At 68.6% G+C, this 20,312-nt stretch carries 22 protein-coding genes; 14 read left to right on the top strand and 8 right to left on the bottom strand.

Annotated elements, in window-relative coordinates:
• The first annotated feature begins 95 nt into the window (after positions 1-95).
• The 7 genes from leuC (at position 96) to ASD65_RS03520 (ending at position 7,391) form a co-directional block, all read left to right on the top strand.
• Positions 96-1,577, top strand: a complete 1,482-nt coding sequence (gene leuC, locus ASD65_RS03550; protein WP_056218614.1) for a 3-isopropylmalate dehydratase large subunit — start codon at positions 96-98, stop codon at positions 1,575-1,577.
• 2 nt (positions 1,578-1,579) lie between these two features.
• On the top strand, positions 1,580-2,176 hold the full coding sequence (gene leuD / locus ASD65_RS03545) for a 3-isopropylmalate dehydratase small subunit (RefSeq protein ID WP_056218611.1): 597 nt from the start codon (positions 1,580-1,582) through the stop codon (positions 2,174-2,176).
• A gap of 61 nt (positions 2,177-2,237) precedes the next feature.
• Positions 2,238-3,599: a UDP-N-acetylglucosamine 1-carboxyvinyltransferase gene (murA, locus tag ASD65_RS03540; protein WP_056218608.1), complete on the top strand. Its 1,362-nt coding sequence runs from the start codon at positions 2,238-2,240 to the stop codon at positions 3,597-3,599.
• Positions 3,600-3,602: 3 nt separating this feature from the next.
• Positions 3,603-4,385 (top strand): lysophospholipid acyltransferase family protein, encoded by a 783-nt coding sequence (locus ASD65_RS03535; RefSeq protein WP_056218605.1) that lies wholly within the window; start codon positions 3,603-3,605, stop codon positions 4,383-4,385.
• Positions 4,375-5,505: an NAD(P)H-dependent glycerol-3-phosphate dehydrogenase gene (locus ASD65_RS03530; protein ID WP_056218602.1), complete on the top strand. Its 1,131-nt coding sequence runs from the start codon at positions 4,375-4,377 to the stop codon at positions 5,503-5,505. The genes ASD65_RS03535 and ASD65_RS03530 overlap by 11 nt, the downstream gene beginning before the upstream one ends.
• The gene (locus ASD65_RS03525) at positions 5,411-6,502 is read left to right on the top strand and encodes a D-alanine--D-alanine ligase family protein (RefSeq protein ID WP_056218596.1); all 1,092 of its coding nucleotides are present in this window, start codon (positions 5,411-5,413) and stop codon (positions 6,500-6,502) included. Before ASD65_RS03530 ends, ASD65_RS03525 begins: the two co-directional genes overlap by 95 nt.
• Positions 6,503-6,563: 61 nt before the next feature.
• Positions 6,564-7,391, top strand: coding sequence for a siderophore-interacting protein (locus ASD65_RS03520; protein ID WP_056218593.1), 828 nt, complete (start codon positions 6,564-6,566; stop codon positions 7,389-7,391).
• A gap of 59 nt (positions 7,392-7,450) precedes the next feature.
• Here the strand turns inward: ASD65_RS03520 and ASD65_RS03515 are convergent, their stop codons facing one another.
• From ASD65_RS03515 to ASD65_RS03490, 6 genes are all read right to left on the bottom strand, one after another.
• Entirely contained in the window at positions 7,451-8,527 is a 1,077-nt protein-coding gene (locus tag ASD65_RS03515) for an ABC transporter substrate-binding protein (protein ID WP_056218590.1), read from the bottom strand.
• Between the two features lie 139 nt (positions 8,528-8,666).
• Positions 8,667-9,512: a helix-turn-helix transcriptional regulator gene (locus ASD65_RS03510; protein ID WP_082561555.1), complete on the bottom strand. Its 846-nt coding sequence runs from the start codon at positions 9,510-9,512 to the stop codon at positions 8,667-8,669.
• A gap of 32 nt (positions 9,513-9,544) precedes the next feature.
• Entirely contained in the window at positions 9,545-10,342 is a 798-nt protein-coding gene (locus ASD65_RS03505; protein WP_056218587.1) for an ABC transporter ATP-binding protein, read from the bottom strand.
• Positions 10,339-11,382 carry a FecCD family ABC transporter permease gene (locus ASD65_RS03500; protein ID WP_056218585.1) on the bottom strand — a complete coding sequence of 348 codons (1,044 nt, stop codon included), beginning with the start codon at positions 11,380-11,382 and terminating at the stop codon, positions 10,339-10,341. The genes ASD65_RS03505 and ASD65_RS03500 overlap by 4 nt, the downstream gene beginning before the upstream one ends.
• Positions 11,379-12,404: an iron chelate uptake ABC transporter family permease subunit gene (locus ASD65_RS03495; RefSeq protein ID WP_056218582.1), complete on the bottom strand. Its 1,026-nt coding sequence runs from the start codon at positions 12,402-12,404 to the stop codon at positions 11,379-11,381. Before ASD65_RS03495 ends, ASD65_RS03500 begins: the two co-directional genes overlap by 4 nt.
• 143 nt (positions 12,405-12,547) lie before the next feature.
• The gene (locus ASD65_RS03490; protein ID WP_056218579.1) at positions 12,548-13,018 is read right to left on the bottom strand and encodes a DUF3515 domain-containing protein; all 471 of its coding nucleotides are present in this window, start codon (positions 13,016-13,018) and stop codon (positions 12,548-12,550) included.
• A 58-nt stretch (positions 13,019-13,076) separates the two neighbouring features.
• Here ASD65_RS03490 and thiL point away from each other — a divergent pair, with 58 nt between their 5' ends.
• Positions 13,077-14,069, top strand: a complete 993-nt coding sequence (gene thiL / locus ASD65_RS03485) for a thiamine-phosphate kinase (protein WP_056218573.1) — start codon at positions 13,077-13,079, stop codon at positions 14,067-14,069.
• 8 nt (positions 14,070-14,077) lie between these two features.
• On the opposite strand, the gene rsmD is transcribed toward thiL, so the two are convergent.
• Positions 14,078-14,647, bottom strand: a complete 570-nt coding sequence (gene rsmD, locus ASD65_RS03480) for a 16S rRNA (guanine(966)-N(2))-methyltransferase RsmD (protein ID WP_056218570.1) — start codon at positions 14,645-14,647, stop codon at positions 14,078-14,080.
• 104 nt (positions 14,648-14,751) lie between these two features.
• Here rsmD and ASD65_RS03475 point away from each other — a divergent pair, with 104 nt between their 5' ends.
• Positions 14,752-15,342 carry a hypothetical protein gene (locus ASD65_RS03475; RefSeq protein WP_056218565.1) on the top strand — a complete coding sequence of 197 codons (591 nt, stop codon included), beginning with the start codon at positions 14,752-14,754 and terminating at the stop codon, positions 15,340-15,342.
• 9 nt (positions 15,343-15,351) lie between these two features.
• Here ASD65_RS03475 and ASD65_RS03470 read toward each other — a convergent pair whose 3' ends face one another.
• Positions 15,352-15,936 (bottom strand): 1-acyl-sn-glycerol-3-phosphate acyltransferase, encoded by a 585-nt coding sequence (locus ASD65_RS03470; protein WP_056218560.1) that lies wholly within the window; start codon positions 15,934-15,936, stop codon positions 15,352-15,354.
• Between the two features lie 74 nt (positions 15,937-16,010).
• Between ASD65_RS03470 and ASD65_RS03465 the strand changes: the two genes are divergently transcribed.
• From ASD65_RS03465 to rnc, 5 genes are all read left to right on the top strand, one after another.
• Positions 16,011-18,179 carry an ATP-dependent DNA helicase RecG gene (locus tag ASD65_RS03465; RefSeq protein WP_056218557.1) on the top strand — a complete coding sequence of 723 codons (2,169 nt, stop codon included), beginning with the start codon at positions 16,011-16,013 and terminating at the stop codon, positions 18,177-18,179.
• Between the two features lie 64 nt (positions 18,180-18,243).
• Entirely contained in the window at positions 18,244-18,741 is a 498-nt protein-coding gene (gene coaD / locus ASD65_RS03460) for a pantetheine-phosphate adenylyltransferase (protein WP_056218554.1), read from the top strand.
• A 123-nt stretch (positions 18,742-18,864) separates the two neighbouring features.
• The gene (locus tag ASD65_RS03455) at positions 18,865-19,341 is read left to right on the top strand and encodes a YceD family protein (protein WP_056218549.1); all 477 of its coding nucleotides are present in this window, start codon (positions 18,865-18,867) and stop codon (positions 19,339-19,341) included.
• A gap of 41 nt (positions 19,342-19,382) precedes the next feature.
• Positions 19,383-19,592 carry a 50S ribosomal protein L32 gene (gene rpmF / locus ASD65_RS03450; protein WP_056218546.1) on the top strand — a complete coding sequence of 70 codons (210 nt, stop codon included), beginning with the start codon at positions 19,383-19,385 and terminating at the stop codon, positions 19,590-19,592.
• Between the two features lie 20 nt (positions 19,593-19,612).
• Complete coding sequence (gene rnc, locus ASD65_RS03445) at positions 19,613-20,308, top strand: ribonuclease III (RefSeq protein ID WP_056218544.1); 696 nt, start codon at positions 19,613-19,615, stop codon at positions 20,306-20,308.
• The last annotated feature ends 4 nt before the right edge of the window (positions 20,309-20,312 follow it).

Raw genomic sequence — 20,312 nt, 5'->3', positions numbered from 1 at the left:
CTCCTTAGCAGCCGCGACGAGTCCTAGTTCCCAGGCCTCACTCGTCGCGGAGTCTCTCGCGGGCTTGATCCCCTTCTGAGGAGAACGACAGACCAATGAGCACAGCTGTTTCCGATGCATCCGTCATCCCCGATCGCCCGCGCACGCTGGCCGAGAAGGTGTGGGACGACCACCTGGTCGTGAAGGGTTCGGATGACGAACCCGACCTGATCTACATCGACCTGCACCTCGTCCACGAGGTCACCAGCCCGCAGGCGTTCGACGGCCTGCGCGCCGAGGGGCGCCCCGTGCGCCGACTCGACCTGACGATCGCGACCGAGGACCACAACACCCCGACGTTGGCGATCGACAAGCCGATCGCCGACCTCACCAGCCGCACGCAGATCGAGACGCTGCGGCGCAATGCGGCGGAGTTCGGGGTACGCCTGCACTCGCTGGGCGACAAGGAGCAGGGGATCGTCCACGTCGTCGGCCCCCAGCTCGGGCTGACGATGCCCGGCATCACCGTGGTCTGCGGCGACAGCCACACGAGCACGCACGGCGCGTTCGGGGCGATGGCCTTCGGCATCGGCACGAGCGAGGTCGAGCACGTGCTCGCCACGCAGACGCTGCCGCTGAAGGCGTTCAAGACGATGGCGATCACCGTCGAGGGCGATCTCAAGCCCGGCGTCACGGCGAAGGACATCATCCTCGCGATCATCGCGAAGATCGGCACCGGCGGGGGACAGGGCTACGTGCTCGAGTTCCGCGGCAGTGCGATCCGTGCCCTCTCCATGGAGGGGCGGATGACGATCTGCAACATGTCGATCGAGGCCGGTGCCCGGGCGGGCATGGTCGCACCGGACGACATCACGTTCGCGTATGTCAAGGACAAGCCGCATGCGCCGCAAGGCCAGGACTGGGACGACGCGGTCGCCTACTGGCGCACGCTGCCCAGCGATGAGGGCGCCGTCTACGACGCCGAGGTGTACCTGGACGCGAACGAGCTCGAGCCCTTCGTCACGTGGGGCACGAACCCCGGCCAGGGCGTGTCGCTGTCGGACGTCGTCCCGACGCCCGACGACATCGCCGACCCCAACGAGCGCGCCGCCGCCGAGCGCGCGCTGGAGTACATGGACCTGAAGGCAGGCACTCCGCTCAAGGAGGTGCCGGTCGATGCCGTGTTCATGGGCTCGTGCACGAACAGTCGTATCGAGGACCTCCGCGCCTTCGCCTCGGTCATCCAGGGCCGCACGAAGGCGCCCGGTGTGCGCGTCATGGTCGTCCCCGGCTCTGCGCGGGTGCGCCTCGAGGCCGAGGCCGAGGGCATCGACAAGATCGTCGAGGCGTTCGGCGCCGAGTGGCGCTTCGCCGGATGCTCGATGTGCCTGGGCATGAACCCGGACCAGCTCGCCCCCGGCGAGCGATGCGCATCGACGAGCAACCGCAACTTCGAGGGCCGCCAGGGCAAGGGCGGACGCACCCACCTGGTCTCGCCCCTCGTCGCCGCCGCCACTGCGGTGCGCGGCACGCTCTCGAGTCCGAGCGATCTCGAAGATACGCCGATCTATGCACGCGTCGAGGCGGGGGAGTTCTGAAGATGGACAAGTTCACGACCCACACCGGTATCGCGGCGCCGCTGAAGCGCTCGAACGTCGACACCGACCAGATCATCCCCGCGGTGTACCTCAAGCGGGTCACCAAGACGGGCTTCGAGGACGCCCTGTTCGCCAACTGGCGGCAGGACCCCGACTTCGTGCTCAACCAGCCCGCGTTCCAGGGCGCATCGGTCCTGGTCGCCGGCACCGACTTCGGCACCGGGTCCAGCCGCGAGCACGCCGTCTGGGCGCTGCGCGACTTCGGCTTCCGCGTCGTGCTGAGCCCCAAGTTCGCCGACATCTTCCGCGGCAACTCCGGCAAGCAGGGCCTGGTCACTGGCGTGATCTCCGAGGAAGACCTCGAGCGCATCTGGGCCGTGATCGACGCGGACCCGGGCGTTTCGATGACGGTCGATCTCGAGGCGCGCCGTGCCGTCATCGGTGATCTCGAGGTCCCTTTCGACATCGACGATTACACTAGGTGGCGGCTTATCGAAGGGCTCGACGACATCGGGCTCACCCTGCGCAACCAAGAAGCGATCGCGCAGTTCGAAGCGCGCCGTGAGGCGTGGCGGCCACGGACGCTACCCGTTCCGTGAGCTGGGGCTCCCCACAAGGGGGCACCCGCACGCACATCAACCATCAAGTGAGGCCCACCGCATGAAGACACTCCTGAACGAGTCCCCAGTGTCACCGTCAGGAGGGTCCGGCGAAGTCCTCGCGATCCGTGGTGGACGGCCCCTGCGCGGGCGCGTCGAGGTGAAGGGGGCGAAGAACCTCGCCACCAAGGCGATGGTCGCTTCGCTGCTCGGCAACACGCCGAGCGTGCTGCGGGATGTTCCCGGCATCAGCGATGTTCAGGTGGTCCGGTCCCTGCTCGAGGTCCACGGCGTCACCGTCGAGGACGGCGATGAGGAGGGCTCGCTCGTCTTCGATCCCCGCGGTGCCGCCTCGGCGCACTTCGAGGAGATCGACGCACACGCCGGGGCTTCCCGCATCCCGATCCTGTTCTGCGGTCCGCTACTGCACCTGTTGGGCGAAGCCCTGATACCGGACCTCGGCGGGTGCCGCATCGGCGACCGGCCGATCAACTTCCACATGGATGCGCTGCGCGCGTTCGGTGCGATCGTCGACAAGAGTTATGAGGGCATCCGGATCACCGCGCCCAACGGGCTGCACGGCGCGAACATCGAACTGCCGTACCCGAGCGTCGGCGCGACCGAGCAGGTGCTGCTCACCGCAGTCAAGGCCAAGGGCGTCACCGAGCTCAAGAACGCCGCGATCGAGCCCGAGATCATGGACCTGATCGCGGTGCTGCAGAAGATGGGCGCGATCATCTCGTACGAGCCCAACCGCGTCATCCTCATCGAGGGTGTCGACGAACTTCGCGGCTACGACCACCGCAGCATCTTCGATCGCAACGAGGCCGCATCCTGGGCCTGCGCGGCCCTGGCCACCGACGGCGAGATCTTCGTCGGCGGAGCCAAGCAGCAGGAGATGCTGACGTTCCTCAACGTGTTCCGCAAGGCCGGCGGATGGTTCGACATCAAGGAGGACGGGATCCTCTTCCGTCGCGGCGGACCGCTCAAGCCGGTCATCGTCGAGACCGACGTGCACCCCGGCTTCATGACCGACTGGCAGCAGCCGCTGATCGTGGCCCTCACGCAGGCCGAGGGCGAGTCGATCGTGCACGAGACGGTCTACGAGAACCGGCTCGGCTTCACCGAGGCTTTGAACAAGATGGGCGCCGACATCGTCGTGCACCCGCACGGGCTCGAGGGCGGCGAGCGGCGGGTGCCGCGGCGCAAGCTCGAGCAGGCCGCCGTGATCAACGGCCCCACGCCGCTGCGCGCCGCCGACATCGAGGTGCCCGACCTGCGCGGCGGCTACTCGTACGTCGTGGCGGCCCTCACCGCGAAGGGCGAGTCGATCGTCTCCGGCGTCGGCATCATCAGCCGCGGCTACGAGAAGTTCTTCGACAAGCTGGACGCGCTCGGCGCCGACTTCGACGTCATCGGATAGCCCGTGGCATCCTCTCGTCCCACGGTCACACGGAGACGCGCGTCGCCCGAGAAGCGCCGTCCGAGCATCTTCTGGCCGTTCGCGGTCATCGTGCTGCCGATCATGAGCCTCATCACGAAGATCGAGATCGAGGGCGCCGAGAACCTCCCCGAGGAGGGGCCGTACATCGTCGCCCCGAACCACTACTCCGAAATCGATCCGCTCATCGTGGCCGTCGCGGTCTGGCGCCTCGGGCGCCTGCCGCGGTTCATGGCCAAGGCCAGCCTGTTCGATGTGCCGGTCCTCGGCTGGGCGCTGCGCGCGACGGGCATGATCCCGGTCGCCCGTGCGTCCTCCAGCGCATCGGCCAAGCAGACCCTGTCGGCCGCGGAGCAGTTGGTCGAGCACGGTCGCGGAGTCATCGTGTACCCCGAAGGCTCGCTCACGCGCGACCCGGATCTGTGGCCCATGCGGGGCAAGACCGGCGCGGTGCGTCTCGCGCTGGACGGCGGCATCCCGCTCATCCCGATGGTGCACTGGGGAACGCAGAAGATCATGCCGCGGTACGGCAAGAAGATCAGCCTGTGGCCGCTGCGCAAACCGGTGCGCGTGGCGTTCGGCCCTCCGCTGGATCTGTCCGAGTACGCCGGCCGGCCGATCGGACCCGCGACGCTGAACGCGGCAACGGATACGCTGATGGACGACCTCGCCCGACTCCTGGGCGACCTCCGCGGCGAGACGCCGCCGGAGGCCCGCTGGGACCCGTCCTCACACGGGCAGAACGAAACGGGACGCCTTGAGTCGTAAGCAGGATTCCTCCCTCCCGCGCGTCACGGTGATCGGCGCCGGGAGCTGGGGCACGACGTTCGGCAAGATCCTCGCCGACGGCGGAGCACACGTGACGATGTGGGCGCGCCGGCCCGAGCTCGCCAACGAGATCAACGAGGGCAAGCGCAACAGCGGCTACCTCCCCGGCATCAACCTGCCGCGCGAGATGTACGCGACCCATCACCTCTCCGACGCCCTCGAGGGTGCGGAGCAGGTGTACCTGTCCGTGCCGAGCCAGTCGCTGCGCGAGAACCTCAAGGCCGTGCGTGCTCTCGTCGGTGAGACGGATGCCCCGATCATCTCCCTGATGAAAGGCGTCGAGCGCCGTACGGGCCTGCGCATGAGCCAGGTCATCGAGCAGGAGCTGCAGTGCGATCCGGCACGCATCGCCGTGGCATCCGGACCCAACCTCGCCCTCGAGATCGCGCGCGAGCAGCCCACGGCCGCCGTGATCTCCTCCACGAGCCGCGAGACGGCGGATGCTGTGGCCCGGCGTGCGCGAAACAAGTACTTCCGGACCTTCGTGAACACGGACGTCATCGGCACCGAGTTCGGCGGCGTGCTCAAGAACCTGATCGCGGTCGCCATCGGCATCGTCGACGGGGTCGGCTACGGCGAGAACACCAAGGCATCGATCATCACCCGCGGTCTCGTCGAGATGACCGACTTCGCGGTCGCGCAAGGCGCTGACCCGGAGACGCTGCAGGGTCTGGCGGGCCTCGGCGACCTCATCGCCACGTGCCAGTCGCCGCTCAGCCGCAACAACACCGCCGGGCGCCTGCTCGGCCAGGGATACAGCTTTCAAGATGTGGTCAAGCAGATGCAGCAGACCGCGGAGGGTCTCGCGTCCGTCGCACCAGTGCTCCAGCTCGCTCGGGAGGTCGGCGTCGAGATGCCGATCGTCGAGCAGGTCAAGCGCGTGCTGGACGGCACGATGGACCCGCGCGAGATCGCGCCGCACCTGACGACCGACGATGACAAGCCGAAGGGCGAGAGGACGCAGAATGGACAAGCGGGCAGTGGCGGTGCTCTTTGGAGGTCGCTCCAGCGAACACTCGATCAGTTCCGCAACAGCGGGCGGCGTACTTCGCGCGATTGACCGCGACCGCTTCCGGGTGATCCCGGTCGGCATCACGCGCGCGGGCGCCTTCGTCCTGGAGGACGACGACCCCGACAAGTTCGCGCTCGACCCGGCGAACATGCCCGTGGTCGCCGACAATGGCACGCGGATCCTGTGGCCGGAGGCGGCCGGGGCATCCGTGCTGCGCGTGCGTCGCGCCGACGGCACGGTCGAGGACCTCGGCGCCATCGACGCGGTGCTGCCGATCCTGCACGGCCCGCACGGCGAGGACGGCACGATCCAGGGGTTCTTCGACACGCTCGAGCTGCCCTATGCGGGCGGCGGAGTGCTGGACTCGGCGCTGTGCATGGACAAGCACTTCATGAAGATCGCCCTGCAGGCCGCCGGCGTGCCGGTCGCGCCGTGGATCACGCTGCGCCGCGCGCAGTGGACCCAGGATGTCGCCGCGATCGCGGCACAGGCAGCGCATCTGACCCTGCCGTGGTTCGTCAAGCCCGCCCGGGCCGGGTCGAGCGTCGGCGTCTCGAAGGTGCACAACATCGATGAGCTCGCCGCCGCCCTCGACGTCGCCTTCGCCGAGGACGACAAGGTGCTGCTCGAAGAGGGGCTGCACGGTCGCGAGATCGAGGTCGGCGTGCTCGAGGGACGCGGGACGGATGCCGCACGCGCCTCGCTCCCGGGCGAGATCGTGCTGACCACCCGCGAGTTCTACGATTTCGAGGGCAAGTACCTCGGTGGTGACGGCGTCGACGTCGTCTGCCCGGCCGACATGTCGGCGGCGGAGATCGCCGCCGTGCAGGAGATGGCGCTGCGCGCGTTCGAGGCGGTCGACGGCCGTGGCCTCGCGCGCGTCGACTTCTTCCTCACGCCCCACGGCCTTCCGGTGGTCAACGAGCTCAACACGATGCCCGGGTTCACCCCGATCTCGATGTTCCCCAAATGCTGGATCGCGTCGGGTGTGAGCTACTCCGAACTGATCTCCGAACTCATCGACACCGCGCTCGAACGGGCGTAGCTGTCCGGAACCAGCTACGGGCTGTCCGCCCGGATCGGCCCTACGCGGATAGCGTCGATGCATGGCCTTCTGCGACCCCGCGCGCGTCATCGACGTCCGCCGACTCACCCCGCACATGATCCGCGTCCGGCTGGAGGCGATCGGAGAGTGGAGGTGGCCGACGACGGGTCGAGGAGACGAGAAGATCGATCTCGCCTTTCCCCGACGGGGTGAGACTCACGCCGACATCGCCTTCTTCAACCGCGCCGACTACGGCACCTCAACAGGCCCCGACGAGCCCGTCTGGCGTCACTACACCGTGCGCGCCGTGGACCTCGCTGGCGCCCGAATCGATGTCGATTTCGTCATCCACGACGGCGGATTCGCATCGGATTGGGCGGGCCGAGCCGAGCCGGGCCACGTGTTGGGCGTCTTCTCCGTCGATGAGTCTCGGTCGTACTACGCGCCACCCGTGACGGCCTCACGGCAGTTGTTGGTGGCGGACGCCACTGGTCTGCCGGGGCTCGGGCGCATCGTGGAGGGCCTCCACTCGGGGACGACGGCGCAGGTGTTCGTCGAAGTCGCCGAGGAGGGAGATCGCCAGTCCTTCGACAGTGCTGCCGACCTGGATATCACGTGGCTGATCGGGACCGGTCTCGGGCTCTCGCACAGTGCACTTCCGGCGACCATCGAATCATGGACTCCACCCGCATCGCTGGAGTATGCCTGGATCGCGTGCGAGGCCGCCGCGAGCCGGCAGGTCCGCCGTCATCTGCGCACGGTCCTCCGCATGGATCGCCGACGTCACATCGCCGTCGGGTATTGGACGTCCGGGCACACCGGCCACTTCGAGCAGGACGAGCGCGTTCTTGATCACGATCACACGCACGAGCACGATCACGTGCACTGAATGAACAAGGAGGGGCCGCGTGATCCGAACCTTCCGGATCGCGCGGCCCCTTCGTTGCGCTACTCGGCGACGGCACCCGCCAGCAGCGGCACGTAGTTCTCGAGCACCCAGTCCATATTCAGGATGCTGACGCTCGTCGTCGCACGAGCGAGTTTGCGGTCGGTGATCCAGATGTCACTGCCCGAGGCGATCGGCGACCACTGCGCCAACAGCGGATTGGCCAGGCTCGCATCCACCTGCGCCTGGTCGTCTCCCCATGCGATGAAGACATCCGAGTCGACCTCGTCGAGCTTCTCGAGGCTCACGGCGCCGTACCAGACGTCGGCGGGCCGGTTGGCGCTGATGGCGGCGACGGCGGGGGAGACGACGAGCCCGAGCTGCTCGGTCAGTGCGATGCGGCCATCCTTCGAGTCATAGAACGCGAGTTCCGTGCTGCCTTCCGCAAGAGCCATGCCGTAGGCGAACGTCTTGCCCTCGAACTCCGGATGCGCCGCCGCAGCGTCGGCGAGAGAAGCCTCCGCCGCTTCGATGAGTTCCTCGGTGGCGGCGGGACGCCCGAGCGCCTGCCCGATGATGTCCGCCTGATCCTGCCAGGAGGTGGTTCCCCACGCCTCATCGGCGTACGCGACGGTCGTCGCGATGGACGCCAACCGGTCGTAGTCGGTCTCGGTGATTCCCGAGTAGGGGGCGAGGATCAGGTCGGGGGCGAGGTCGAGGATCTGTTCGAAGTCCATCTCCCCGGTGTCCGAGACGGTGAGAGTCTCAGGCAGCGCACCGCCGATCTCGTCGACGGCCTCGCGCACCCAGGGCAGGTAGCCGTCTTCATCGCCGGCCCATGTCTCGTCGGGCACGGCGACAGGCACGACACCGAGCGCGATGACCGTGTCTTCGGAGCCGATGCCGATAGTCACGATGCGCTTCGGTTCTTCGGTGATGACGGCTTCGCCGAATGCGTGCTCGATCGTCGTGGGATAGGCGCCGTCTTCTACCGGAATCAGCGATTCGACGACTGCGCTGGGGGTGTTTTGCGCCGCAGGCGCGCTGCATGCGGTGAGCGTCAACCCCAGCGACACGGCGGCGACGATCGCGACAGCGTGACGTGCGCGACGGTGGGGGAGGCGGGCAAGGTCGGTCATCGATGGATCCTCTTGTCTGATCGCTTCCTGAGCGGAGCGAGTGATGGGCGAGGCACGATCCGTCCGCGAGAACTGCGCGGACGTGGCCTGCGAACAACGCTACGAGCGTGCTCCTCGCTCAGGCGGTCGCACCGTGTGCCTATCGGGACACCGTCGTCAAGGAGGGCTGCGAACGGTCGGCGATCACGCCCGGCGTCACCCCGATCACGCGGCGGAATGTCGCCACGAACGTGCTGACCGAGGCGTAGCCGAGATGACGGCTCACCTGTTGCACGCCCCAACCGCTCATCAGCAACGAGACGGCTTCTCGCATGCGGACCGCGATGCGCCACTGAACGAAGCTCATCTGCGTCTCTGCGGAGAAGATGCGGGTCAGCGTGCGTGCGCTGATGTTGAGCATGACGGCCCAGTCCTCGAGCGAGCGGGCGTCACGAGGATGGCGGAGGACCTCTTCGACGAGGCGTGCGACGCGGTCATCGGCAGGCACGATGAGAGCGCTGTTGTGCTCTGATGCCGGGGTGAGGAGATCGATGCACACTTGCTGTGCACGAGCGCGGTGCTCGTCGGGCATGTCGTGCTGCGCCTCGTGCAGGAGCAGCTCGCGCATCGCCGGCGTCACCGTCATGAGCGTCGGACTCTCCCACGCTCGGGCGCAGGACGACGGATTGATGTGGGTGGCTCCGAGCGAGACCGGGCCGTCGGCGGTGACCCGATGGATCATCCCGGCCGGGATCCACAAGGCCAGTCCGAGTGAGAGCCGCCAGACGCGGGACTGTACGCGTACACGTACGGAGCCGCGGTCGACCCACAGCAGTTCGTGCTCGCGATGGGCGTGGGGAATCCACCCGATGGCGCTGTCAGTGGCGAAGACGCTCGTGCTGAGGTGTAACCCGGGGTCCACGACGGCGTGGATCTCGCGTGTCGCAGTGATCGTCAGAGCCGTTCCTTCCGCTGCCTCGAGCGAGGCGTCGGGGAGTCGCCTCATTATGTAAGGCTAACCTTACTAGAGGCAGGCGGTCAGGCGTTCCCGCGGGGCACCACGAGTGGCCGACCCGTGATCGGGTCGGGGATGATCACCGACTCGATGCCGAATACGGCGCGCACCATGTCGACGGTGACAATGTCCTCCGGTGCACCCTCCGCGACGACGGCACCGTCGCGCATGGCGATGAGGTGTGTGGCGTAGCGCGCGGCGTGGTTCAGGTCGTGCAGCACGGCGACGAGGGTGCGGCCCTCGCGGTGAAGGGTGGAGAACAGCTCCATGAGTTCGATCTGATGCGCGATGTCCAGGAACGTGGTCGGCTCATCCAGCAGCATGATCGAGGTCTGCTGTGCGAGTGCCATTGCGATCCACACCCGCTGACGCTGACCGCCGGAGAGCTCGTCGACGAGGCGATCGGAGAGCGGCTCGAGGTGCGTGAGCTCCAGAGCGGTGGCCACGGCATCCTGATCGTGTTTCGACCATTGCTGCAGCAGCCGCTGGTGCGGGTAGCGGCCGCGTGCGACGAGATCGGCCACGGTGATCCCGTCTGGCGCCAGCGATGTCTGAGGCAGCAATCCCAGCGTGCGGGCGACGTCCTTGGCGCGATAGGTCGTGATCTGCTTCCCGTCCAGCAGTACCTGTCCCTCCGATGTCGGGAGCAGTCGTGCCATCGCCCGGAGCAGGGTCGACTTGCCGCACGCATTGGGTCCGATGATCACGGTGAAGGAGTCCGCGGGGATCACCACGTCGAGCCCGGACGAGATGACGCGCTTGTCATACCCGATCGTCGCCCCACGTGCTTCGAGACGGGATGCTGCGGTGTCGAGGCTCATCGGGCCTTCCCTTTGAATTCGCGGATGAGGAGCCAGAGCAGGTAGCCGCCGCCGATCGAGACCGTGACCACTCCCACCGGCAGAGCAATGCGGATCGCGATCAGATCGGCGACCACCAGCAGCAGCGCCCCGGTCAGCGCGGCGGGGAGGAGTCCGATTCCGGAGGTCTTGGTCAACCTCTTGGCGACCTGCGGGGCGGCGAGCGCGATGAAGGCGATCGGGCCTGCGGCGGCAGTCACGAGTGCGATGAGGGCGACTCCGATCACGATGGCGGCGAGGCGTGCGGGTTCGGCGCGCAGCCCCAGAGCGCGCGCGGTGTCGTCCCCGAGCTCGAGCTGGCGAAGACTCGGGCCGAGCGCGATGGCCAGTGGCACCAAGACCACGAACACGATCAGCATGGGCCAGAACTGGTCGAACGCCAGCCCGCTCAGAGAACCCGCGCCCCAGGAGGCGGCGACCATGGCGTCCGGCAGGGCTGACGTGAGCAACAGGTAGGAGTTGAAGGAGCCGATCACCGCAGTGACGCCGATCCCCATGATGATGAGGCGGAATCCGTGCACGCCGCCCCGATACGACAGCGCGTAGACGACGATCGCGGTGGCGATGCCGCCGAGCAGCGCTCCGGTCGCGACCTCCCAATAGCGGAGGCTGCCGAAGAGAAGCATCACGACGAGTGCGCCGAAGTAGGACCCCGCCGAGAAGCCGATGACATCGGGACTGCCCAATGGGTTCCGGGTGAGCGACTGGAACACAGCGCCGCTGAGACCGAGTGCTGCTCCGCACACGGTCGCGAAGAGCAGGCGAGGAAGGCGCCACTCGATCACCAGCATGTTCGTCCGGGCATCGCCGCTGCCGACTAGGGCGGCCAGGACGTCGGCGAGCGGAGTGTCGGAGGTGCCGGTCGAGAGTGTGGCGACCCCCGCGACGAGCACGAGCAGTCCGATGGCGAGACCGACCCAGATCGACCGTCGGTGCAATCGGAGCGACAGCTGCGGGTGGTCGAGGCGCACGAGCCAGGTGCCTGCCGACGTCGCCCTCACAGTCCGCTCACGCTCTTGCGTCGGGCGAGCACGATCAAAACCGGAGCCCCGACGGCTGCAGTGACGAGCCCGACGCGCAGCTCGCCGCTCGGCAGCAGCACCCGGCCCACGATGTCGGAAACGAGGATCAGAATCGGCGCCCACACGAGGCTGTAGGCCAGGATCCAGCGTTGATCGGGGCCGACGAACCAGCGCACCATGTGAGGAATCATGAGCCCCACGAACGCGATGGGCCCGGCGAGGGCTGTGGCGGTCCCTGCCAGGAGGGTCACCGAGACCACGACGGCCGCTCGGGTCAATGCGACGTGGGCGCCCAGCATCCGTCCCACGTCGTCGCCCAGGGCGAGTGCGTTGAGCGATCGCGCGCTCCACAGCGCAAGAGCGATCCCGGCGAGGATGAAGGGAGCCATCGCCGCGACGACCTCCAGGTCGCGGCCGCCGATGGAACCGGCGCCCCAGAAGCGCATGCTGTCGAACACGTCGGGGAACTTCAGGCTGACTCCGGAGGCGACTCCACCGAGTACCGCGGCCAGGGCGACGCCGGCGAGTGTGAGCCTGATCGGGGTGGCCTGACCCGGGCCGGTGGAACCGATCAGGTACACGAGCACCGTCACGACGGCGGCGCCCAACAGGGCGAACCAGACGTATCCTCGCGGATCGGTGATGCCGAGGAGCCCGATCGCGATGGTGACGAAGAACCCGGCGCCCGCATTCACCCCCAGGATTCCGGGGTCGGCGAGGGGATTGCGCGTGAACGCCTGGATGAGGGCGCCGGCGAGCCCGAGCGCCGGTCCGACCAGGAGGCCGACGACGGTGCGCGGGATCCGCAACTCCCACACGATGAGGTGCTCCGTCGATCCGTTGAAGGCGAAGAGCGTCTCCCACACCGTCAGCACCGAGATCCCGCGGGCTCCGACCAGGATGCTGGCCACCACCGTGGCCGCCAGGATGACGACCGACAGCGCGAGCCCCAGGGACCGGCGCGCATTCGTGGAGGCGAGCGTCGCAGAACCGGGGCGCATGCGGAACTCCTGGGGTGGACACCCTCGTCGGGCACAGAGGACGTGGGATTCCACGCGAGGCGCGGCGTCTCTCCGAGGCTAATCGAGCTCGCTATCGCGCGTGGGCCAAGCCATAGCGCTGTTCGGACAGCACAGCGTCGCGGCTACGGGGCCGGACGGTCGGTGCACTTGCCGCCGTCAGCCGGCAGTGTGCCCACCGCGCTGCTCAGCGCCTGCAGCGACTCGTTGCCGGAGACGACGTCGTAGTCGAGGTAGACCTCGACGGCAGGCGTGCGCCCGTACGTCGTGAACAGGTAGTTCGGCGCATCCGAACCGTCGATCAGCCAGTCGACCCCGTTCACGGTCTCGCACGGGAGCGTGGACGGGCCCGGAGGCGTGACGCCGCACGTCAGCAGGACGGCCGCGGGGGAACCCCACGCCCCGGTGGCCTGTGCGTCCGTCCACTGCCGATCCTGGCCGTCGACCGAGTCGGGAAGGCGCACGGTGACCTCGGCGCAGAGGGGATCGTTGGCGTCGGCCGCGGGCGTCATCGAGACCGTCGTGGAGCACCCGCTGACGCCGAGTGCAGCGAGGATCAGGAGCGCGGCGGCGAGGGGACGACGATTGCGAAGCACCCCTCCAGGCTACCCGCGCCTGCTCGGAGGATCGGCCCATCCGGCTACGGTGGGAGTCATGAGTGCACCCGCCGACCCGACCGTGGGCAGCCTGTCGGAGGGCGAGATCCTGCGACGCATCCTCGAGGCGTTCGGCGAGTCGACTGCGCTGGTCGGGCCGGGCGATGACGCCGCCGTGATCGCGATGCCGGACGGCAGAGTGGTCGCCACCACCGACACGCTGGTGCACGGGCCCGACTTCCGTCTTGCCTGGTCGGGTGCCTTCGACCTCGGATGGAAGTCGGCGGCGGTCAACCTCGCAGACGTCGCCGCCATGGGCGCTCGCCCGATCGCACTGCTCGTGGCTCTGGCGATGCCCGACGACACCCGGCTCTCGTTCGTCACGGGGTTGGCCGAGGGTCTCCGTGCCGCCTGCGATGCCCTGGCGCCCGGCTGTCGCGTCGAGGGCGGCGACCTCACCGTCTCCGACACCCTGACCATCGCGATCACCGCGCTCGGCTCGCTCGACGGTCGTGCGCCGGTGCTGCGGAGCGGCGCACGACCAGGCGATGTTGTGGCGATCGCGGGTGACCTCGGGTGCGCGGCGCGCGGCCTCGAGATCCTCTTCGGACGGTTCCGGGATGCCGCGAACGATCCGATTCCCGTTGCGCCCGGCACGCTCGACCCCGCGGATTCCGCCTTCGTGCGCGCCCAGTTGCGACCGCATCCGCCGATCGCACTCGGCCCGCGCGCGGCGGACGCCGGTGCCACGGCGCTCATGGACGTGTCCGACGGGCTGGCTTTGGACGCACAGCGCATGGCCGGGGCATCCGGAGTCACCATCGAGCTCGACAGCGCGGCACTCGGGTCGGACCCTGCCGCGGCGCTGTCCGGCGGCGAGGATCACGCGCTGCTCGCGACCTTCCCCGCGACGATGGCGTTGCCGGAGGGCTTCCGACCGATCGGCCGCGTCGCCGTGTCATCCGGCGCGCCGCTGCTCGTCGACGGCGTCGAGCCGACCGGTCGCGGCGGTTGGGATCCGTACCGGGACTGGGACGCGCACGGCGGCTGAGCCGGCGACTACGCCTGAGGGGTCGGGCTGACCCACCACAACGTCGTATCGCCGTACTTCTTGAGCTTCACGTGCTCGAGTCCGGCGGGCAGGACCGGCGGCGCCGACCGCTTCGCGCGCTCGACCACGACGGTCGCGTGTGGCGAGAGACTGGGCTCGAGCAGGACGAGCGCCTCGGTCAGTTCGGTGTCCGGCAGGTCGTACGGAGGGTCGAGGAAGACGAGATCGAAGGGTCCGCGCGGTGAGCGCAGGAAGGCGAGCACGGGGGAGCGGTGCACGCGGGTGACGGCATCCTTTCCCACCGAGTGGGCCACCTTGGCCGCGTTGCGCTGTACCAGGGTTGCCGCGCGCGGAGACTTCTCCACGAGATCGACGGATGCCGCTCCCCGGCTGAGAGCCTCCAGCCCGAGTGCGCCGGATCCGGCGTAGAGATCGAGCACCGCGGCGCCGCGGATCGCGTCCGAGGATTCGAGGGCGCCGAAGAGCGATTCTCGAACCCGGTCGCTCGTGGGACGGGTGCCGGCGTCGGGCACCTCAAGGGTGATGGAGCCCGCGCGGCCGGCGATGATGCGTGTCACCCCCTCACGATATAGGTGGCCAGGGGACCTAGGTCGCTGGTCGTGCGTTCCGCGCCACCCCTAAGCTCGGGCTGATCCACCTCGTGAGCCAGAAAGGGGCGCTCATGTCCATGCACCGCCGTCGCACCATCGCGATCACCTCCGCCGCCGTGTTGCTCACGCTCGCGCTGAGCGCGTGCGGTGGATCGCCCGAGACCTCGCCCACCACGTCCGCGCCGCCGACGGCCTCCGCCGCCCCGACGCCGGCCGAGTCCGTCACGCCGGAGGAGCCCTCGGCCGCGCCCGCGGTCCTGCCGACCGACTGCACGACCCTCGGGACCGACGCCGTGCGGGAGGAGACCGTCGGCGACATGACCCTGCAGGGCGATGGCGTCGGGTTCGTGCGTCCGGCACCGGCCAACGCCACGCTCGCGCTGGGCTGCGACTGGATCATCGAGGAGAGCGCGGGAGTGCTGCTGCTGATCAGCACCGCCACTCCGGCCGAGGTGACGGCAGGTGTCGACAGCCTCGCCGCGCTCGGCTACACATGCTCGGTCTCGGACGACTTCGGCGCGGACTTCTGCGTGCTTCCGGGGGACGGCGCAGACACCGAGGAGATGGTCGTCGCCCGCGACGGCGTGTGGATCTTCCTGGGCAGCGTCAACCGCAACGCTCGGGCGTTCCTCTCGGACATCGCCCAGCAGATCTGGGGCTAGCGGCTCGATTCAGGATGCAGCCGCGGCCGCATCCTCCTCGCGCAGGCGCGCTTCGGTACGGTACTCGGGGCGCATCCCCGACTTGTCGGCGTAGAACGCGCGCACCCGATCCATGTCGGCGGAGACATCGCCGGTGAGGTCGATGGTCGGCCCCAGCCCGGTCGTCATCGTGGTGCGATCGACGTAGCCGAGCGTGAGCGGCAGTCCGGCCTCGCGGGCGATGCGGTAGAAGCCGGACTTCCAGTACTTGCCCGAGCTGCGTGTGCCCTCCGGGGTGACGACGAGTCCGAACACCTCACCGGCGCGGATTCGGGCGACGACGTCGCCGACGACGCTCGCGGGGTTGTCTCGGTCGACGGGGATGCCGCCGAGTCCGCGCATGAGCGGTCCGCGCCATCCGCGGAACAGGCTCGACTTGCCCAGCCAGCGGACCCGCATGTCGAGTCGCCACGCGATCGCGAGCATCAGGACGAAGTCCCAGTTCGAGGTGTGCGGCGCGCCGATGAGGATCGTAGGAGTGCGGGGTGCGGGCGTGGACGAGAGCGTCCAACGGCTGCACGCCCAATAGGCGCGGGAGAGGAACCGTCGGATCATCGTCCTACCGTAGGGCCTGACCGCTGAGTGCGTGCCGACAACAGGTGTCGCCCGCTCTGCCTAGACTCGGAGGCATGCCGGGCTTCACCCTTGAATCGCGCCTGGACGGGGCCGTCGGCGGCAAGACGGCCTCCGCCCTGCAGCGCGCGTTCGGCATGCACACCGTCGGAGACCTCGTCGCCCACTACCCGCGGCGGTACGCGCTGCGCGGCGAGCTGACGCCGATCTCCTCGTTGCCGGTGGGCGAACCCGTCACGATCGTCGCCGAGGTGCGTCGCGCGTCGGAGCGCCGGATGCAGAACCGCAAGGGCTCGCTGCTGGAGGTCGTCATCAGCGACGGCCAGGGGGAGCTCTCGCTGACGTTCTTCAATCAGTCCTGGCGCCTCAAAGACCTGCACGCGGGGCGCCGCGGCATCTTCTCCGGAAAAGTGGGGGAGTACCGCGGCGCCAAGCAGCTCGCCCACCCCGACTATGAGCTGTTCGAAGACGAAGCGGAGGCGCGCCTCAACGCGGAGGCGTACGCGAATCTGCCCATCCCGATCTATCCCGCCACGAGCACCGTGGCGAGCTGGCAGTTCACGAAGATCGTGCACTTGGTGCTGGACGGCCTCGGCGAGGTGCCCGATCCACTGCCCGACGCCTTCCGGGAGCGCCACGGCCTGCTCGAGGCGCGCGTCGCGATCGAACGGGTGCACCGTCCTGCGTTCCCCGACGAGATCGAGCCCGCCCGGGCGACGTTGCGCATGCACGAGGCCTTCGTACTGCAGGCGGCGCTCCTGCAGCAGCGCCAGTTCGTGCGGGCGCTGTCCGCGACGGCGCGACCCGCCTCCGACGGCGGACTGCTCGCGCGCTTCGACGCCATCCTCCCCTTCACGCGCACGCAGGATCAGGTCTCGGTGGGGGATCAGATCGCCAAGGACATGGTCGCGGATTGGCCGATGAACCGGCTCGTGCAGGGGGAGGTGGGCTCCGGCAAGACGCTCGTCGCGCTCCGCGCCATGCTCCAGGTCGCCGAGTCCGGCGGACAGTCCGCGCTCATCGCGCCGACCGAGGTGCTCGCCGCGCAGCACGTCCGCTCGATCGCGAAGATGCTCGGTCCGCAGCTGGCGCCCGAGTTGATGCCCATCCTGCTGACCGGGCAACTCACCGCGGCGGAGCGACGCAAGGCGGCGTTGCGCGCGGCCTCCGGGCAGGCCCATATCGTCGTGGGAACCCATGCGCTGCTGAGCGAATCGACGACCTTCGCCGATCTCGGCCTGGTCGTCGTCGACGAGCAGCATCGCTTCGGCGTCGAGCAGCGCGAACTGCTGCGCGCCAAGGGCATGGCCCCGCACGCGCTGGTCCTGACGGCCACCCCGATTCCGCGGACCGTCGCGATGACGGTCTTCGGCGACCTCGACGTGTCCACCATCCGCACCCTGCCCGCAGGGAGGGCCGGCATCCAGACCTTCGTCGCGCCGCTGGCCGAGAAGCCGGCGTGGTTCGCGCGGGTGTGGGACCGCATCGCCGAAGAGGTCGGCAAAGGCCATCAGGCCTTCGTGGTCTGTGCTGCGATCGATGCCGAGGCGGCGACCAAGGACGACACCGCCGACGAGCCGGTGCCCGCGACTGAGGGCGAGACCGCGAAGACCCGCTGGGGAGTGGTGCAGGCGGCCGACATGCTGTCGCGGCATCCGGCGTTCGCACAGATCCGCGTCGAGATCCTGCACGGCAAGATGCCGTCGGACGAGAAGGACGCCGTCATGCAGGCATTCGCCCGCGGCGACATCGACGTGCTCGTGGCCACGACCGTGGTCGAGGTCGGGGTCGACGTGCCCAACGCCTCGACGATGGCGATCCTGGAGGCGGACCGCTTCGGCGTGTCGCAGCTGCATCAGCTCCGCGGCCGCGTCGGCCGTGGCGGCGTACCGGGGCTCTGCCTGCTCGTCACCGAGGCGACGGTGGGCACGTCGGCGCGCTCGCGCGTGGATGCGGTCGCCTCGACGACCGACGGCTTCGTCCTGGCCGAGGTCGATCTCGAACTGCGCGGCGAGGGCGACGTGCTCGGCGACGCGCAGTCCGGAGCGCGGTCGTCACTGCGACTGCTGCGGGTGGTCAAGGATGCCGACATCATCGCCGAGGCCCGCGCCGAGGCGGAGCTCGTCCTGGAGGATGACCCGGCACTGCTGCGCCACGCCGGCCTCGCCGCCGCCATCGAGCGCCGCGTGGGCATGCAGGAGCGCGCCGCGCTCGCGAAGAACTGAGCCGTTCGTGTCGCGCCGCGTCCGGTGTGCGCGCACACCCTCGGAGCCTCGGTAGGCTGGCAGCATGAGCAGCCGGATCGCCGTCGTCCCGGGGTCATTCGATCCTCCGACCCTCGGTCACCTCGATGTGATCCGCCGTGCGGCCTCGCTGTACGACCAGCTCCATGTGCTCGTCGTGCACAACCCCGGTAAAGAGGCGATGCTGCCGATCGCGCAGCGTCTCGCGCTGCTGGAGCAGTCTCTCGCCGAGACCGACATCGAGGGCGAGGTCATCGTCGCGTCCTGGAGCATGGGGCTGCTGGTGGACTACGCGACGGATGTCGGAGCCGGCGTCCTGGTGAAGGGCATCCGCTCACAGATCGACGTCGCCTACGAAACGCCGATGGCGATCGTGAACCGTCATCTCGCGCACATCGAGACCGTGTTCCTCCTGCCGGACCCGTCGCACGCGCTCGTCTCGAGCTCGCTGGTGCGCCAGGTGGCGTCGCTCGGCGGCGATGTGTCGCCGTTCGTGCCGCCCGCCGTGGCGCGATTCCTCGACACGGGTGCCCGCAGCCTCTGAGGCGCTGCGGCGCGCTCACGGGCTTCGCACGGCTGAACGCCGGTACGATTGACCCTCGTGAGACGGCATCGACCAGGACCCTTCGCGCTGAACGTGCGCGACATCATTCGACACCCCGGAGAGATGCGGGAGCACACGCTCGACCTCACGGCCGACCAGAAGTGGGGCGAGGGCCTCGTGGCTGTGGCCGAGGGCGAGCAGGTCGATCTCGACGTGCGCATCGAGTCGGTCCACGAGGGCATGCTCGTGTCGGGGACCGTGCACACCTCGTACACCGGAGTCTGCGGTCGGTGCCTCAACGACATCGACATGCCCCTCAAAGTCGAGTTTCAGGAGCTTTTCGCGTATCCTGGAGATGAAACATCTGACTTCGAGGTTCAAGACGACCACGTGGATCTTGAAACTCTGGTCAGAGACGCGATCGTCTTGTCGCTTCCGTTTCAGCCGGTGTGTCAGCCGGATTGCCCCGGCCTGGATCCGGCTACGGGCGTGCGGCTGACCGATACCTCCGGCGCAGACCAGCGCGAACCCACTGATAGCAGGTGGGCTGCGCTCCAGGAATACACCACAGACCACGACGACACAGCTTCGCGCCCGTAGGGCCGGAACCGTATCGCCGAGAACACAGAAGAGAGTCAGTCATGGCAGGTAACCCCCCCAAGCGGAAAGTCTCGCGCTCGAACACTCGCTCGCGTCGCGCGCAGTGGAAGGCCGCGCCCATCGCGCTGGTGAAGACCATCGAGAACGGCACCGTCGTCTACAGCCGTCCGCACCAGGCCAAGGTTGTCACCGACTCGCAGGGCACTGAGCTGTTCCTCGAGTACAAGGGCCGCAAGGTCGCCGACGTCTGATCCGCTCTTCGCGGACAATCGTGACCGACGTCACATCGAGGCGTTCAGTCCTCACCGACAAGCTCGGGGTCGAGATCGACCCCGAGCTTCTGTCGCTGGCGCTCACGCATCGCTCGTACGCCTATGAGCACGGGCAGGTTCCGCACAACGAGCGACTCGAGTTCCTCGGGGATTCGGTGCTCGGCCAGGCCGTGACGGTGCGCCTGTTCACCGCGCACCCGGAGCTCGAAGAGGGCGCGCTGGCCAAGCGTCGCGCCAGCGTCGTGTCCACCGTCGCGCTGGCCGAGGTCGCGCGCGGCATCGGCCTGGGCGATCATGTCCTGCTCGGCCGCGGCGAGGACCAGACCGGCGGGCGCGACAAGGACTCGATCCTCGCCGACACGATGGAAGCCGTCATCGGGGCCACCTTCCTCTCCGCCGGCCCGGATGCCGCCACCGCGATGGTGCTGCGCCTGGTCGAGCCGCTGCTGGCTGACCCCGAGCGCCACGGTGCCGCCATGGACCCCAAGACGAGCCTTCAAGAGCTGGCCGCGCGCACCGGTGCCACGCCGCCGGTGTACTCCGTGATCTCGGCCGGCCCCGATCACGATCGTCGCTTCACCGCCACGGTCTCGGTGGGCGAGGTGTCGGCAGAGGGCACGGGTTCCAGCAAGAAGCAGGCCGAGATGGCCGCTGCGCTGCGCGCCTGGCACATGATCAGCAACGACGACTTCTAGGCCC

It is taken from the genome of Microbacterium sp. Root61 (assembly GCF_001427525.1).
Classification (GTDB): domain Bacteria; phylum Actinomycetota; class Actinomycetes; order Actinomycetales; family Microbacteriaceae; genus Microbacterium.
This window is presented reverse-complemented; position numbering and strand designations above follow the sequence as displayed.

Excerpts from the sequence above, each read along its gene's own strand:
- leuC (WP_056218614.1), top strand. The coding sequence starts at position 96 with ATGAGCACAGCTGTTTCCGATGCATCCGTCATCCCCGATCGCCCGCGC.
- leuD (WP_056218611.1), top strand. The coding sequence starts at position 1,580 with ATGGACAAGTTCACGACCCACACCGGTATCGCGGCGCCGCTGAAGCGC.
- murA (WP_056218608.1), top strand. The coding sequence starts at position 2,238 with ATGAAGACACTCCTGAACGAGTCCCCAGTGTCACCGTCAGGAGGGTCC.
- ASD65_RS03525 (WP_056218596.1), top strand. The coding sequence starts at position 5,411 with ATGGACAAGCGGGCAGTGGCGGTGCTCTTTGGAGGTCGCTCCAGCGAA.
- ASD65_RS03520 (WP_056218593.1), top strand. The coding sequence starts at position 6,564 with ATGGCCTTCTGCGACCCCGCGCGCGTCATCGACGTCCGCCGACTCACC.
- ASD65_RS03515 (WP_056218590.1), bottom strand. The coding sequence starts at position 8,527 with ATGACCGACCTTGCCCGCCTCCCCCACCGTCGCGCACGTCACGCTGTC.
- ASD65_RS03510 (WP_082561555.1), bottom strand. The coding sequence starts at position 9,512 with ATGAGGCGACTCCCCGACGCCTCGCTCGAGGCAGCGGAAGGAACGGCT.
- ASD65_RS03505 (WP_056218587.1), bottom strand. The coding sequence starts at position 10,342 with ATGAGCCTCGACACCGCAGCATCCCGTCTCGAAGCACGTGGGGCGACG.
- ASD65_RS03495 (WP_056218582.1), bottom strand. The coding sequence starts at position 12,404 with ATGCGCCCCGGTTCTGCGACGCTCGCCTCCACGAATGCGCGCCGGTCC.
- thiL (WP_056218573.1), top strand. The coding sequence starts at position 13,077 with ATGAGTGCACCCGCCGACCCGACCGTGGGCAGCCTGTCGGAGGGCGAG.
- ASD65_RS03475 (WP_056218565.1), top strand. The coding sequence starts at position 14,752 with ATGTCCATGCACCGCCGTCGCACCATCGCGATCACCTCCGCCGCCGTG.
- ASD65_RS03470 (WP_056218560.1), bottom strand. The coding sequence starts at position 15,936 with ATGATCCGACGGTTCCTCTCCCGCGCCTATTGGGCGTGCAGCCGTTGG.
- ASD65_RS03465 (WP_056218557.1), top strand. The coding sequence starts at position 16,011 with ATGCCGGGCTTCACCCTTGAATCGCGCCTGGACGGGGCCGTCGGCGGC.
- coaD (WP_056218554.1), top strand. The coding sequence starts at position 18,244 with ATGAGCAGCCGGATCGCCGTCGTCCCGGGGTCATTCGATCCTCCGACC.
- ASD65_RS03455 (WP_056218549.1), top strand. The coding sequence starts at position 18,865 with ATGCGGGAGCACACGCTCGACCTCACGGCCGACCAGAAGTGGGGCGAG.
- rpmF (WP_056218546.1), top strand. The coding sequence starts at position 19,383 with ATGGCAGGTAACCCCCCCAAGCGGAAAGTCTCGCGCTCGAACACTCGC.